Genomic DNA, 14,230 nt, shown 5'->3' with positions numbered 1-14,230 from the left:
AAGCAGCACATCACCGCCCTCTGACAATGGCGGAAACTCAGGCAGAACCGACCACTCTGGAGGAGACCGTGACCCGCTCGAGCCGCTCCAAGTCCCCCGACCCCAAGGACACCCCGGGCCCCGACGGCCTCAGTGCGCGTCAGCGGCAGATCATGGACTCCATCCGTTCGAGCATCGAGGCCAAGGGCTACCCGCCCACCATGCGGGAGATCGGCGCCGCCGTGGGCCTGGCGAGCCCGTCCTCGGTCAAGTATCAGTTGAACCTGCTCGAGCAGAAGGGCTACCTGCGCCGCGACCCGATCTCCACCCGGGCGATCGAGGTCATCGCCCCGGACGCGGTCCAGCCGGTCCAGCAGGTCCACGGTGATGCGAACATCTTCCAGTCCCGGGACGACCAGGCGATCGACCCCGGCGCCGCCTATGTGCCCGTGGTCGGCCGGATTGCGGCCGGCGGACCGATCCTGGCCGAGCAGTCGGTCGAGGACGTGTTCCCGCTCCCCCGCCAGCTGGTCGGCGAGGGCGACCTGTTCCTGCTCAAGGTCGTCGGTGAGTCCATGATCGAGGCCGCGATCTGCGACGGCGACTGGGTGGTCGTGCGCCAGCAGTCGGTGGCAGAGAACGGTGAGATCGTGGCCGCCATGATCGATGGCGAGGCCACCGTGAAGACCCTCAAGCGCAGCGCCGGCCAGGTGTGGCTGCTCCCCGCGAACCCGGCGTTCGAACCGATCGACGGCAACGAGTCACAGATCCTGGGCCGGGTCGTGAGCGTGCTCCGCTCGGTCTGAGGTTCGGTCCCGGCCACGACGGGCGGGAGCTCAGAAGCCGAACTGCCGGGCTGCGGCGCGGATCTCGTCCGCGCTCGCGCGCAGGTTGGCGAGCTCGGAGGAGTCGAGGTTGAACTCGAGCCGCTCACCGACCCCGTCCCGGTCCACGACGGACGGCACGGACAGGCACACGTCGGAGACGCCCAGGTAGTCGTCGAGCAGGCTGGACACCGGCAGGATCGCCCGCTCCGCACGCAGCGCCGCCTGGATGATCCGAACGCCGGCCAGACCGATGGCATGGTTGGTCGCGCCCTTGCCGTCGATGATCCGGTAGGCGGAGTTCTTCACCTCGTCGGCGATCTCGGCCAGGTCGGCGTCGGTCAGGGTGCCCGTGGCGGCGGCGAACTCCCGCAGTGGTACCCCGCCGATGTTGGCGGCACTCCACAGCGCGAACTCGGAGTCGCCGTGCTCGCCGACGATGTAGGCGTGCACGTTGCGGACCGCGATCCGGCATCGCTCGCTGAGTAGGTACCGCAACCGGGAGGTGTCCAGCACGGTGCCGGAGCCGAACATCTGCCGTGGTGGCAGCCCGGAGATCTTCAGTGCGGCATAGGTGACCACGTCCACCGGGTTCGTGACCATCAGGTACAGCGCGTCGGGAGCCACCGCGACCAGTTGCGGCACCAGGGTGCGCATCAGGGTGATGGTCCGGTCGGCGAGCTCGAGTCTGGTCTGACCCGGCTGCTGCTTGGCACCCGCGGTCACCACCACCATGTCCGCGCCCGCGCAGATCCCGATGTCGTCCGAACCCTCCACCGCCCCCATCGGCATGAAGGCCATGCCGTGGGCGAGGTCGAGCGCCTCCGCGCCCACCTTCGCCCCGTTCAGGTCGTACAGGACCACCCGCCGCGCCACGCCCCGGATCAGCGCGGCGTAGGCCAGGGTGGACCCCACCGAACCGGCGCCGACGATCGCGAGGGTGGAGACCGCAGGGGTGGTGGTGGCCGCGTCGGCCGAAGCGAGTGTCACGACGGGAGTCCTCTCTGGCGTGCAGGTCGCGGCCAGCCTATCCGGGCCTCCTCGCCCTCCCCTCTGCCACAAACTGCGCGATCCGCCCCCCGGCGGACACGCTCAGCTCGCGGCGAGCCGGCGCAGCGCGGCCCGGACCAGGCCGGGATCGGTGGTGGGCCACAGCGGTGGCAACGACCCGGCCAGGTAGCTGCCGTACCGGGCGGTGCGCAGCCGGGGGTCGAGAACGGCCACCACCCCCCGGTCGGTGGTGCTCCGGATCAGCCGCCCGGCACCCTGGGCCAGCAGGAGTGCGGCGTGGGTGGCCGAGACGGCCATGAACCCGTTGCCGCCACGGGCCGCGACCACCTCGGTCCGGGCCGCCTTGATCGGGTCGTCCGGGCGCGGGAACGGGATCCTGTCGATGAGCACCAGCCGGCACGAGTCCCCGGGTACGTCCACGCCCTGCCACAGCGAGAGGGTGCCGAACAGGGACGTCGCCGGGTCCGCGGCGAACTGCTTCACCAGGGACGGCAGCGAGTCCTCGCCCTGGAGCAGCACCGGGGTGTCGAGCCGATCCCGCATCGCCTCGGCCGCGAGCTGCGCGCCGCGCCGGGAGGAGAACAGCCCAAGGGTTCGCCCACCGGCCGCCTCGACGAGTTCGGCGATCTCGGTCAGGATCCGCTCGTCGGTGCCGTCCCGGCCCGGCGCCGGCAGGTGCTTCGCGACGTAGAGGATGCCCTGCTTGCCATAGTCGAACGGTGACGCCACATCCACGCCGCGGTAGCCGCCGTCGGGCAGGCCGACGGCCCGCGCCGTGGCGTCGAACGAGCCGCCGAGCTGGAGCGTGGCCGAGGTCAGCACCACGGCGCGGTCGGTGAACAGCTCGGAGTTGATCGAGGCGGACACGCTCAACGGGGCGACCATGAGCCGCGAGCCCTCCCCTGGGCGTCGGCCCCGCTCGCACCAGACGACGTCCTGCAGATTCGTGACCCGCTCGGAGAGGAGCCGGTCGCACACCTCGAACAGGATCAGCATCGCGCTCTTGGCCATGTTCTTCGCGCCGGCCTGCTCCGCGCTGACGTTGGCGCCCTCGGTGCGCATCGCGGTCATCGCCTCGCGGGCGCCGTCCGCGATGAGCCGCACCGTGCCGATCAGCTCCGTGGGAATGCCGGACCGGAGCCGGCCCTCGGGCACACCCATGAGTTCGGTGCGCAGGGCGTTCGCGGCGTCATCCAGTCCGGGCAGGGCGAGGCCTGCGTGCCTGCGGGCGAGTCGCGCGGCCCGGTCCACGGAGGACGCGGACAGCTCCACCGTGGACTGCGCCGTCACCCGGTCGGCGAGTTCGTGCGCCTCGTCCACGACGAGCACCTCATGCTCGGGCAGCACCTTCGGAGACCCGGACGCCGCGATCCCGAGCATCGCGTGGTTCGTGACCACGACATCGGCCTCCCGGGAGGCGGCCTTCGCCTTCTCCGGGAAGCAGTCCGCGAGCAGCGGGCACCGCTGGCCCAGGCACTCCATCGACGTGATCGACACCTGTCGCCACGCCTTGTCGCTGATCCCGGGGAAGAGTTCGTCGCGGTCGCCGCTCGTGGTCTCCTCGGCCCAGGCGCGGACCCGGACCACCTGCGCGCCGAGCGAGTCGTCCTGTTCCCGCGGGTGCTCCTCGGCGGCCGACGGCGCCACCAGTGCCTCAGCGAACAGCGCCGAGTCGTCCTCGGCCGGGTAGCCGCCGGCGATCTTGTGCAGGCAGAGGTAGTTGTGCCAGCCCTTCAGGAGCGCGACGGTGGGCTCCCGGGGCAGCGCGTCCTTGAGGATGTCGGCCACCAGGGGCAGGTCGTGGCCGATCACCTGCCGCTGGAGCGCGAGGGTGGCCGTCGAGACGATCGCCCGCTCGCCGGTGGCGACCGCGTTGACCAGGGTGGGCACGAGGTACGCGAGGGACTTGCCCGTGCCGGTGCCGGCCTGGACGAGCAGGTGCTCGGTCCCGTCGAGCGCCTCGGTCACGGCCCGGGCCATTTCGTGCTGGCCCTCCCGGCGGGCGCCACCCATGGAGGCGACGACCGCGTCGAGGACCGCGTCGATGTCCGACGGCGTCGGTCGGCCGGAGCCGATGCGTCCAGCCGGGGCCGGGGTACTCCCGGCGTCCTCGGAAGCGTCGCCATCGCCCACGGTGGCCCCGTCCTCGACAGCGCCGGCCGACCTGTCCTTCGTCACGGTCGGGGCATCGTCGGGATCGGTCGCGGTGGGGTCGGCAGGCACGTCCTCGACGGTATCGCGCCGCCCGGCCAGGCCGTCGCTGCGGCGCTCCGCCTTGTGGACGACATCGCCACGAACGCGGCCTGACCCGGCTCGGGACGGGTGCGATCAGGGCTCGGTCAACTGGCGACGGCGTCCGCGAGCGCCGCCGCGAGCTCGGAATCGACGCGCGCCACCAGCCGGGTCCCAGTCTCGGTGTGCTCCTCCGCGAGCACCTCCCCGTGGACGTGGGCACGGTGCACCAGGTCTCCGCGCTGGTAGGGCACCACCACGTCAACGTGCACCGCGGGGTGCGGCAGCAGTTGCGCGATCGCCTCACGCAGTTCCTCGATGCCCGCACCCGTGCGGGCGGACACGGCGACGGCGTCCGGCACCCGGGTGCGCAGGCGCGCGATGGTCTCGGGCTCGGCGAGGTCGGCCTTGTTCAAAGCGACGAGCTCGGGGATGTCGGAGGCGCCCTCGATGTCGCGGAGCACCGACCGGACCGCGTCGAGCTGCCCCTCCGGGTCGGGGTGGGAAGCGTCCACGACATGCACGATGACGTCGGCCTGGGCGACCTCCTCAAGGGTGGACCGGAACGCCTCGACGAGCTCGGTGGGCAGGTTCCGCACGAACCCGACGGTGTCCGCGAGGGTGTAGGTACGCCCGTCCGGGGTCTCGGCGCGCCGGACGGTCGGGTCCAGGGTCGCGAACAGCGCGTTCTGGACGAGGACACCGGCGCCGGTGAGCCGGTTCAGCAGCGAGGACTTGCCCGCGTTCGTGTAGCCGGCGATCGCGACCGACGGGACCGCGCCCGCGCGGCGGGAGTGCCTGCGGGTGGCGCGCGACGGTGCCATGGCCTTGATCTGGCGGCGCAGCTTGGCCGTCCGGGTGCGGATCCGGCGCCGGTCGAGCTCGATCTTCGTCTCACCGGGGCCACGGGAACCGATCCCGGCGCCGCCGGCGACCCGACCACCGGCCTGACGGGACATCGACTCACCCCAACCACGCAGACGCGGGAGCAGGTACTCGAGCTGGGCGAGCTCCACCTGCGCCTTGCCCTCCCGGGACTGGGCGTGCTGGGCGAAGATGTCCAGGATCAGGGCGGTGCGGTCGATGACCTTGACCTTGACCACGTCCTCCAGGGCGCGGCGCTGGGACGGGGCGAGCTCGGAGTCGACGATCACGGTGTCGGCGCCGGTGGAGGCGACCAGGTCGGCGAGCTCGCGCGCCTTGCCGGAGCCCAGGTAGGTCCCCGGGTCCGGCGCGCTGCGCCGCTGCAGGAGTCCGTCGAGGACCTCGGAGCCGGCGGTCTCGGCGAGGGCGGCGAGTTCGCGCAGCGAGACCTCCGCGGCCTCGGCGGTGCCGGTGCTCCACAGGCCGACGAGCACGACGCGCTCCAGCCGGAGTTGCCGGTACTCGACCTCGGTGACGTCCTCGAGTTCGGTGGACAGGCCGGCCACCCGCCGCAGGGCCGAGCGGTCCTCGACGTCGAACTGCTCGCCGTCGTAGTCGCCGGGCCCGTCGTCGCTCGTCTGGATGGCCGTGCCCGCCCGAGCCAGGATACGTGCGACGACGTCCTGCGCGCGGTCCTGGGCGTCGTCGCCGTGGGGTGCGTCGCTACGGGGGGTCGTCGGGGCGGTGCGTTCGGTCATGGTGTCCTTTGCTCGGTGAATCTGATACATCAATGGTGGCACGCAGGGACCTTGATCCCAAGTGATTTCGCTGAGAGCCGCGACGTCGCTGGGGCGCCTGCCCGCAGGTGCGCTCCGGCCGATCGGACCGGCCGGCCCCGCGGGCAGAGGCTCCGCGGTTCCGGCCAATGACCCAGGCCCGACGCCCTCACTGCCATGGTGGGTTCCCCATCACCAGGTGGGGTTCGTGGGGTGGATCTCGGTGCCGTCGTGTCGGTAGAAGTGCCAGCGGCCGGCTTGTCGGGTCATGGTGATGTTGTGGGTGTGGACCCAGCGGTGGTGGTAGTAGCACAGGAGTGCGGCTTGGTCGAGGTCGGTGTCGCCGCCGTTGCTCCACCATCGGGCGTGGTGGGACTCGGTGCGTTCGGGTGGGACGGTGCAGTCGGGTGCGGTGCAGTGGCGGTCCCGGGTGATGAGGGCTCGGCGTTGGGAGGGGGTGAACAGCCGGTGCGCGCGGCCGTGGTTGATGACCTCGTTGTCGGGGCTGAAGATTATCCGGTAGACCTCGCCGGAGCAGTTGATGATCCGCTCGAGCAGGTCGCGGGGTACTGGGCCGGTGTTGTCGGTGAAGGTCGCGGGTCCGCGGGTGAGTATCCCGGGCCAGTCCTTGGTGGCAGGAGCGGCAGGAGCGGTGGCGGGAGTGGGCGTGGGTGCGCCGGTAGCGGGCGGGGCGGCCGTGGGCGCAGTTGTGCCGTTGTGGCTGGTCGGGGGCTCGGGTGTTTGTGTGGGAGCGTCGCTCGGGCCTGCTGGAGTCGGGGCGTCCGCGGCAGCGGCCGCAGGCGGGCCGGGCGTGGGCGCAGCTGTCCCGTTGGTGCTGGTCGCGGGCTCGGGTGTTTGGGTGGGAGCCTCGGTCGGGCTGGCTGGAGTCGCGGCGTCGGCGGCAGCCGCGGCAGGCGGGCCGGGCGTGGGCGCAGCTGTGCCGTCGTGGCCCGGCGCGAGCTCGGGTGTTTGGGTGGGAGCCTCGATCGGGCCTACTGCAGCCGCGGCAGGCGGGGCGGGCGTGGGCGCAACTGTCCCGTCGAGACCGGTCGCGGGCCCGGGTGCTTGGCTGGGCGCCTCGGTCGGGCCTGCTGGAGCCGCGGCGTCGGCGGCAGGCGGGACGGGCGTGGGCGCAGCTGTCCCGTCGGGGCCGGTCGGGGACTCGGGTGTTTGCGTGGGAGCCTCGGTCGGGCTGGTGGGGTCGAGTCCGGGCAGGGGGTCGGCCACCGGTGCCGCACCGGCCGCGGCGGTGCCGGCCGCGTCGGGTGTGCCGGTCGGGTTGGTCGGGGCTGGTGTCTGGGTTTCGGTGGTGTTGATGAGGTTGAGGAATTCGGGGGTGGTGATCAGGACGCCGAGGTGGGGGCGGACGCTGGCGCTGGTGCCGACCTTGCCCTGGTCCAGGGCGAAGTGGGCCAGGTCGGCGAGGGCTTGGGCGCGGCGTTGGGAGGAGGTGCGGGTCTCTGCGGCTGCGGGTGGGCCCATGAGTGCTTCCAGGGCGGTGCGGATGTACTGACCGTGCTCCAACGTCAAGAATCCTTCGACGTGGTAGCCGCCGAGGGTGCGGTCGATGGTGAGGTGTTCGCGGTCGGAGGCGGCTCGGTGCGCGGTATCGGTGGTGTCGGGGTCGGCGATCTGCACGAAGTGGTTGACCAACCGGCGCAACTCCTCCGGGGGCCGGGTCGCGGCGTGCTCGAGCAAGAGCTCCTCCACCGTCGACACCCGCCCCACGCCCACAGCCCCGACGGCCACGTCGCTGCCCGGCGCGTCACTGCCCGACGCGTGGGTGCCGTCGGTGCCCGGTGTGTCGGTGCCAGCGGGGGCATCTACGCCCACCGAGCCCTCGGCGTTGTCCACACCATCTGGATCCGGCGAGTCGGCAGTCCCGGTGCCACCGGTGCCGGCGGTGGGGTTCCCGTCGCTCTCGGGGGTGGAGGGTAGTTGGAGGGCGTCGGCGGTGGCTTGGGTGGTGGTGGTCTTGAGCATGATCTGGGCCTGGTCCAGCCCGATCAGGCCCGACCGCAACCGCCGCCGGGTCGCGGGCAGACCGTTGCGCAGCCCGGTCCCCAACGAGACCAGACCTCGCGCGGTGGCCCCGGAGATCCCGTAGGTCGTCGCGACGAAGTGGGGGTAGGTGCGGAACCGGCCGGAGGTGTCCCAGGTCCCGGCCTCCTGCTCGGCGCCCATCCAGTCCAGCACCGCACCGGTCAGGGCCTCGGTGACCCTGTGAGCGCGGGCCGCAGCCCCACCCAGGAACCTGGACCCGTACCGATCGGACTCCTCGACCGGATCGAGAAGATTGATCGTCGCGGTCAACGCCTCCAACGCGACAAGCTGGTCCTCCAGCGAACCGGTCAGCAGCTCACTCAGGGGCAGATGCGCACGGGACGCGAGCGCCACACCCACACCCGACACCCCACCGGCCCCGGTGCCGGTGGTTGTGGTGTCGTCCATGGATGCTCACCTCCCGTCGGGCTTGTGGGTCCGAACCTCACCCAGTCTCGGACGCATGTTCGATTACTGCTGCCAACACTAGACCGCACCTCCGACATTGCAAGATCCAGATTTTTGTTGTGGATACGGGAAATCGGGCCCTCAAACCACCCCACCCAGGCCCCAAAACGCACCCCCGATGACACCCCAACCACAGGCTGGGACCACCGGGCCCAACCGTTCCGGAGGTGGCGGCCCGTCGGCACGCCGGGCGGCGGTCGCTGGCTCGACGACCCACGCCGCCCTGGACGGACCAGTGGGCCGGGCGGCGCCCGACGGACCGGGCGGGCACTACGCTCGTGCCGTGTCCCACTACTTCTCGGTCACGCCGAGCGGGCCGGAGCGACGCCGCGAGATCGAGGTCCCGATCCGGGGTCACCGCGTCCGGCTGGAGACCGCCGCCGGCGTCTTCTCCGGGGACCGGCTGGACCCGGGCACCACGGTTCTGCTGGACGCCGTCGAGGATCCGCCCGCGACCGGCACGCTGCTGGACCTCGGCTGCGGCTGGGGGCCGATCGCGATCGCGATGGCCCTCGCCTCCCCCGAGGCGCGGGTGCTCGCGGTCGACGTCAACGAGAGGGCCCTCGCCCTCACGGCCGACAACGCCACCCGGCTCGGCCTGACGAACGTCGAGACGCACCTGCCCGAGGACCTCCTCGCCGCAGAGCCGGACCTACGCCTGGACGCGCTCTGGTCCAATCCGCCGATCCGGATCGGCAAGGCGGCGCTGCACGAGATCCTGCGGACCTGGCTGCCACGCCTGACCCCGGGCGCCCGGGCACAGCTGGTGGTGCAGCGCAACCTCGGCTCCGATTCGCTGCAGCGGTGGATCGCGGCGGAGCTGGGCCGGGACGTGACCAGGCTGACCAGCGTGAACGGTTTCCGGGTCCTGACCGTGCGCTGAGGGCCTGCACCCTCAGTCCTTGAGCACCCGCATCCGTAGGTACGTCGACTCCGCCTCGGTGCTCCGCGCGATGTGCTCCAGGCGCACCGGTCGGCCGCCGGGCCGGTCGAAGAGCCGCACGCCGTCCCCGAGCAGCACCGGGACCACGAACACGACCACCTCGTCCAACAGGCCCAGCTCGAGACACTGCCGCGCTACGTCGGCGCCGAGTACGTTGACGTCCCGCTCCCCCGCCGCCGCCCGCGCCGCGCCGACCGCCCACTCGAGGTCATCGGTGAAGGTCACGTCGGGGGCCGCGGTCGTCGGTGGGCGATGGGTGAGGACGAACTGTGGACCGTGCCAGGTGCCCCCGAACGCTCCCTCGGCGTCGGTACCTTCGTTGGGGTCGTCACCGCCATAGGTGGTGTTGCCGACCAGCAGCGCCCCGGTCCGGGCCGCGAGTTCGTCGGCGGCGGTGTCGGCGCCGGTGAACGGGCCGAGCCAGGACATGTCGCCTCCCGGTCCCGCGATGTAGCCGTCGGCGGACATCGTCGCCGAGTAGATCAGGTCGTTCATGGGCCCACCCTCTGTTCGGTCGCAGACCGAAAGGCTCGGTCCGGTTTCGTTGGACCGCCGCCACCGTCGGAACTCACCGGGGCCCGCCCGACGGCGTCGGCTCAGATCGTCCGGAACTCGCCCACGAGCTCGGCCGGTCCGGCCAGTTCCACGTGGTCCTCGGGCAGCATCCGCACCCGCAGTTCTCCGCCCGGGACCTGCACGATCCATTCCTGCGGGGCACCCGCGCCGAACCAGGTGCGCACCGCGAGCGCGGCGGCGCACGCCCCGGTCCCGCAGGAGAGGGTCTCGCCCACCCCGCGCTCGTGCACCCGCATCCGGACCACGCCAACGGTCTTCGAGCCGATCACGGCCCCGGTCCGGTCGACGACGTCCACCTCACGCTCCCCGAGCGGCACCACGAACTCCACGTTGGTGCCGTGGGCCGGCGCCGGTTCCACGATCGGGGCCTGGGTGAGATCGAGCGCCTCGAGCTGCTCGAGCTCCTCCAGGGCGATCACGGTGTGCGGGTTGGGCAGGTCGAGCCGCAGGCCCGGTCGAGGCTCGTCGAGGCCGGCCACCGCGACGCTGACGTCGAACCCTTGGGCGAGTGCCTCGGTGCCGCCCGGGGCGCTCCACAGGCCCAGGTCCGCCGCGTAGGCCGCACCCTCCCGGCGCACGCCGAGTACCCCGGCCCGGGTGGCGACCTGCACGGTGTCCCCGTCGCCCAGGGCGAGCAGCCCGGCGTGCCGGAGGAAGGCGACGAACACCCGGATCCCGTTGCCGCACATCTCGGCGACGGAGCCGTCCGCGTTCAGGTAGTCCATGAACCACAACGCCGCCGGCTCCCGCCCGGTGGCACCGGCCCCGGCTGCGCCGTCGGTGATCGCGGCGCTGCGCACCGCGCGGATGACACCGTCCGCGCCGATGCCGGTGTGCCGGTCGGCGAGCGCAGCCACCTCGCTCGTGCTGAGCGGGGCGGCGCCGTCGGGGTCGGCATACAGCAGGAAGTCGTTGCCGGTCCCGTGGCCCTTGACGAAGGTGTGCACGGTCGCCGCAACAGGTGAAGTCATGACAGCAGCCTACGGGCCCGCCCGGCCAGATCGGGGCCCGGGGCGAGCCAGGCGATGCGGGGATCGCGCCGGAACCAGGTCATCTGCCGGCGGGCCAGTTGGCGGGTGGCCTGCGCGGTGTCGGCGACCGCCGTCGCCACGTCCGTCTCCCCGCGCAGCACCGCCAGCGCCTGCGCGTAGCCGACCGCACGGCGGGCGGTTCGGCCCCTCTCCAGCCCCCGCTCGAGGAGGCCTTGCGTCTCGGCGAGCAGTCCGCCGTCGAACATCTGCCGCGCTCTCGCGTCGATGCGCTCGTGCAGGACCGGCCGCGGCCAGTCCACCCCGACGTGCACGGCCGGGATGTGGGAGTCGTGGCTCGGCAGGTTCGCCGAGTACGGCGCGCCGGTGATGGCGATGACCTCGAGCGCCCGAATGATCCGGCGGGCGTTGCGGCGGTCGATCCGGGCCGCCGCGACCGGGTCCGCAGCCTCGAGCTCGCGGTGCAGCACCCCGGGCCCCTCGGTCTCGGCGCGCTCCTCGAGCGCGGACCGGATCGCCTCGTCGGTGCCGGGAAAGGTCAGGTCGTCCAGCAGCGCACGCACGTACAGTCCGGAGCCGCCGACCACGACGACGGCGTGGCCGCGCTCGGCGATGTCGGCCAGGTCGGCGCGGGCGTGCGTCTGGTAGGCGGCCACGGTGGCGTCGGTGTCCACCTCGAGCACGTCCAGCTGGTGGTGGGCGATGCCGCGACGCTCCTCCGGGCGCAACTTCGCGGTGCCGATGTCCATGCCGCGGTAGAGCTGCATGGCGTCGGCGTTGATGATCTCGGCACCGAGGGCCTCGGCCAGATCCAGGGCGAGGTCGGACTTGCCGCTGGCGGTCGGACCCACCACGGCCACCACGGGCAAATCCAGGTTCGGCACGTGAGGCAACCTACCGGCTCGATCGACCCCGGCTCGCCCCCGGTCGCCTCGCGCCTGGCGCCTCGCGATCGGACCTGGGGACCGGCGACCTCGAGGCAGTGGGTCCGATCTCGGCGGGGAGAGTGGGTCGGGTCGGGGGCGACCTAGACTGGACGCGATGGCAGCCTCCGATCACGCTCAGCCGGATCCCGCCGATGACGCCGCGGGCTCCGAGGCGGCGCTCTCGGAGGACGTCCTCCCGGTCGACCGGGACCGGCTCAAGGCGTGGCTGCGCGAGCATGACCAGAAGTTCTTCGTCTCCGACGACTCCCACCTCGGTGGACTCTGGAACGGGCACGTGTTCACGGTCGCGTTGGCGGGTGCGAACGAAGTGCTGCAGATCCGCGCGCAGTGGAACCGGCGGATCACGATCGAGCGCCGCGCCGAGCTGATGGACTTCGTCAACGCCCGCCACGCCCGCACCCTCTGGCCGAAGTGTTTCCTGCTCGTGCATGACGACGGCACCATGCGGTTCTGCGCCGAGTCCGCCACCCCGCTGCGGGCGGGGCTGTCCGAGCACCAGCTCGGCCGGGCGATCCGGGCCGCCATCACCACCGCCCTCGCGGTGTTCGCCGAGTTGGACGACCGCTATCCCGACCCCGTGCTGCAGGCCCCGGGCGGACTGGCATGAGTTCCCCGGCCGACCTGCCCGCCTCCGACTGGCCGTACCCGATCAGCATCGGACGGTTGCGGGCGTTCGCCCAGGCACAGGGTTTCGCGGTCACCCCGGTCGGCCGCAACGGGCTACGCGGCGTCTGGGGAGCGTACCCGTTCGAGCTCGCGATCCGGGTCGGTGAGGTGAGCGTGCTCCAGGTCCGGGGTTCGTTCGCGCACCCGATCACGGCTGCCCGGGAGTCCGACCTGATCGGCTTCGCCAACGACTGGCACCGCGAGCACATCTGGCCCACCGTGTTCTGGTCCTCGGACGCCGAGGACCGGCTCACGGTCCGTACCCTCTACGTCGCCGACTTCAGCGGCGGTGCCACCGACGAACAGTTCGCGGAGGCGGTCAACCTCGGGCTGGCCACGTCCGGGCAATGCCTGCGGGCGCTGACGGCCGCGTTCGGCTCCTGAGTCGGCCTCGCCTGGTCAGGCGCGGCGCACCGTGGGCATGCCGAGCCCGACGGCGCGGCTCGCCGACGTCGCCGGCTCACCCGTCGTGTTGCTCGCCGCGGTAGCGGCGGCGCGTCGGCGCGCCGCCCAAGCGTCGCCGGACCGGGTCCGGCGCACCTCGAAGCGGCCTCCGGCGAGGCCGGAGTCCGCGAGCAGGTGGTGCGGCGCGGAGTCGGTGACCACCGCCGTGACCAGGTCACCCGGCCTGGGGCGGGCGTCCTCGGGAAGGTTCGCGACGCCGTCGGGCACGCCGACGTGCACCAGCCGGTTGTCCGCTGCCCGGCCGCTCAGGCGACGGGTGGCGACGTCCTTGCGGCCCTCGGACTCTGCGAGGAGCACCTCGACGGTGCGCCCGACCTGGGCGGCGTTCTCCTCGGCGGAGATCCGCTCCTGCAGCGCTTGGAGGCGGCCGTAACGCTCGGCCACCACGTCGGCGGGCACCTGGTCGGGCAGGTCCGCGGCGGGAGTGCCGGGCCGCTGGGAGTACTGGAACGTGAACGCGCTGGCGAACCGCGAAGCCTCGACCACGTCGAGGGTGGCCCGGAAGTCCGCCTCGGTCTCACCGGGGAATCCGACGATGATGTCCGTGGTGATCGCCGCCTCCGGCATCCGGTCCCGGACCCGCTCGAGGATGCCGAGGAACCGCTCGCTGCGGTAGGAGCGGCGCATCGCCCGCAGGATGGCGTCGGAGCCTGACTGCAGCGGCATGTGCAGCGAGGGCATGATGTTCGGGGTGTCCGCCATGGCGTCGATGACGTCGTCGGTGAACGCAGCCGGGTGCGGAGAGGTGAACCGGACCCGCTCCAGGCCCTCGATCCGGCCACACGCACGCAGGAGCTTCGCGAACGCGCCGCGGTCGCCGAACCCGACGCCGTAGGAGTTGACGTTCTGGCCGAGCAGGGTCACTTCGAGCGCGCCCTCGGCGACGACGGCCCCGACCTCGGCGAGCACGTCGCCGGGCCTGCGGTCGCGCTCCTTGCCGCGCAGGTGCGGGACGATGCAGAACGTGCAGGTGTTGTTGCAGCCGACCGAGATCGACACCCACGCCGCGTAGGCGCTCTCCCGCCGGGTCGGCAACGTCGAGGGGAAGACCTTGAGCGACTCCTCGATCTCGACCTGCGCCTCGTCATTGTGCCGGGCCCGTTCCAGCAGTGCCGGGAGGACGTCGAGGTTGTGGGTGCCGAACACCACGTCCACCCAGGGCGCCCGGGCCACGATGCCGGCCCGGTCCTGCTGGGCCAGGCACCCGCCGACGGCGATCTGCAGGCCGGGCCGGTCCCGCTTGAGGGAGGCGAGCTGGCCGAGGTTGCCGTAGAGCCGATCCGAGGCGTTCTCGCGCACGGCGCAGGTGTTGATGACCACGACGTCGGCACCGTCGGCCTGTGCCATGAGGGACCCGGTGCCGGCGGTCTCGGCGCTGACGTACCCGGCGTCCTCGAGCAGGCCGGACATGCGCTCGGAGTCGTGGACATTCATCTGGCAGCCGAGG

Annotated in this window: 12 protein-coding genes; 4 read left to right on the top strand and 8 right to left on the bottom strand. The window is 72.2% G+C overall.

Going from position 1 to position 14,230, the window contains the following annotated elements:
• Positions 1 to 152: 152 nt before the first annotated feature.
• Entirely contained in the window at positions 153 to 785 is a 633-nt protein-coding gene (gene lexA, locus EXU48_RS16940) for a transcriptional repressor LexA (protein WP_235857105.1), read from the top strand.
• Between the two features lie 30 nt (positions 786 to 815).
• Here lexA and EXU48_RS16935 read toward each other — a convergent pair whose 3' ends face one another.
• The 4 genes from EXU48_RS16935 to EXU48_RS25360 all read right to left on the bottom strand — a co-directional run bounded on the left by EXU48_RS16935 (position 816) and on the right by EXU48_RS25360 (position 8,137).
• Complete coding sequence (locus tag EXU48_RS16935) at positions 816 to 1,793, bottom strand: L-lactate dehydrogenase (protein ID WP_133108864.1); 978 nt, start codon at positions 1,791 to 1,793, stop codon at positions 816 to 818.
• A 102-nt stretch (positions 1,794 to 1,895) separates the two neighbouring features.
• On the bottom strand, positions 1,896 to 3,827 hold the full coding sequence (locus EXU48_RS16930; RefSeq protein WP_133108985.1) for an ATP-dependent DNA helicase: 1,932 nt from the start codon (positions 3,825 to 3,827) through the stop codon (positions 1,896 to 1,898).
• Positions 3,828 to 4,153: 326 nt separating this feature from the next.
• A complete protein-coding gene (hflX, locus tag EXU48_RS16925) occupies positions 4,154 to 5,668 on the bottom strand; it encodes a GTPase HflX (protein WP_133108863.1) in 1,515 nt (504 codons plus the stop codon).
• Between the two features lie 210 nt (positions 5,669 to 5,878).
• Positions 5,879 to 8,137, bottom strand: coding sequence for an HNH endonuclease signature motif containing protein (locus tag EXU48_RS25360; protein ID WP_133108862.1), 2,259 nt, complete (start codon positions 8,135 to 8,137; stop codon positions 5,879 to 5,881).
• Positions 8,138 to 8,480: 343 nt separating this feature from the next.
• Here EXU48_RS25360 and EXU48_RS16915 point away from each other — a divergent pair, with 343 nt between their 5' ends.
• Complete coding sequence (locus EXU48_RS16915; protein WP_235857089.1) at positions 8,481 to 9,080, top strand: class I SAM-dependent methyltransferase; 600 nt, start codon at positions 8,481 to 8,483, stop codon at positions 9,078 to 9,080.
• Positions 9,081 to 9,092: 12 nt separating this feature from the next.
• Here the strand turns inward: EXU48_RS16915 and EXU48_RS16910 are convergent, their stop codons facing one another.
• From EXU48_RS16910 to miaA, 3 genes are all read right to left on the bottom strand, one after another.
• On the bottom strand, positions 9,093 to 9,635 hold the full coding sequence (locus EXU48_RS16910) for a dihydrofolate reductase family protein (RefSeq protein ID WP_133108860.1): 543 nt from the start codon (positions 9,633 to 9,635) through the stop codon (positions 9,093 to 9,095).
• Positions 9,636 to 9,736: 101 nt separating this feature from the next.
• Positions 9,737 to 10,687, bottom strand: a complete 951-nt coding sequence (locus tag EXU48_RS16905; RefSeq protein ID WP_133108859.1) for a diaminopimelate epimerase — start codon at positions 10,685 to 10,687, stop codon at positions 9,737 to 9,739.
• The gene (gene miaA / locus EXU48_RS16900) at positions 10,684 to 11,580 is read right to left on the bottom strand and encodes a tRNA (adenosine(37)-N6)-dimethylallyltransferase MiaA (RefSeq protein WP_207947804.1); all 897 of its coding nucleotides are present in this window, start codon (positions 11,578 to 11,580) and stop codon (positions 10,684 to 10,686) included. Before miaA ends, EXU48_RS16905 begins: the two co-directional genes overlap by 4 nt.
• A 166-nt stretch (positions 11,581 to 11,746) precedes the next feature.
• On the opposite strand from miaA, the gene EXU48_RS16895 reads away from it, so the two are divergent.
• Positions 11,747 to 12,259, top strand: a complete 513-nt coding sequence (locus EXU48_RS16895; RefSeq protein ID WP_133108858.1) for a type III secretion system chaperone family protein — start codon at positions 11,747 to 11,749, stop codon at positions 12,257 to 12,259.
• Positions 12,256 to 12,702, top strand: a complete 447-nt coding sequence (locus EXU48_RS16890; RefSeq protein WP_133108857.1) for a YbjN domain-containing protein — start codon at positions 12,256 to 12,258, stop codon at positions 12,700 to 12,702. The genes EXU48_RS16895 and EXU48_RS16890 overlap by 4 nt, the downstream gene beginning before the upstream one ends.
• A 15-nt stretch (positions 12,703 to 12,717) precedes the next feature.
• Here the strand turns inward: EXU48_RS16890 and miaB are convergent, their stop codons facing one another.
• Positions 12,718 to 14,217, bottom strand: a complete 1,500-nt coding sequence (gene miaB, locus EXU48_RS16885) for a tRNA (N6-isopentenyl adenosine(37)-C2)-methylthiotransferase MiaB (RefSeq protein WP_235857104.1) — start codon at positions 14,215 to 14,217, stop codon at positions 12,718 to 12,720.
• Positions 14,218 to 14,230 lie beyond the last annotated feature (13 nt).

This window comes from Occultella glacieicola (assembly GCF_004353825.1).
GTDB lineage: Bacteria > Actinomycetota > Actinomycetes > Actinomycetales > Beutenbergiaceae > Occultella > Occultella glacieicola.
The sequence above is the reverse complement of the archived record's forward strand: the minus strand, read 5'-3'. Positions and strand labels throughout refer to the sequence as shown.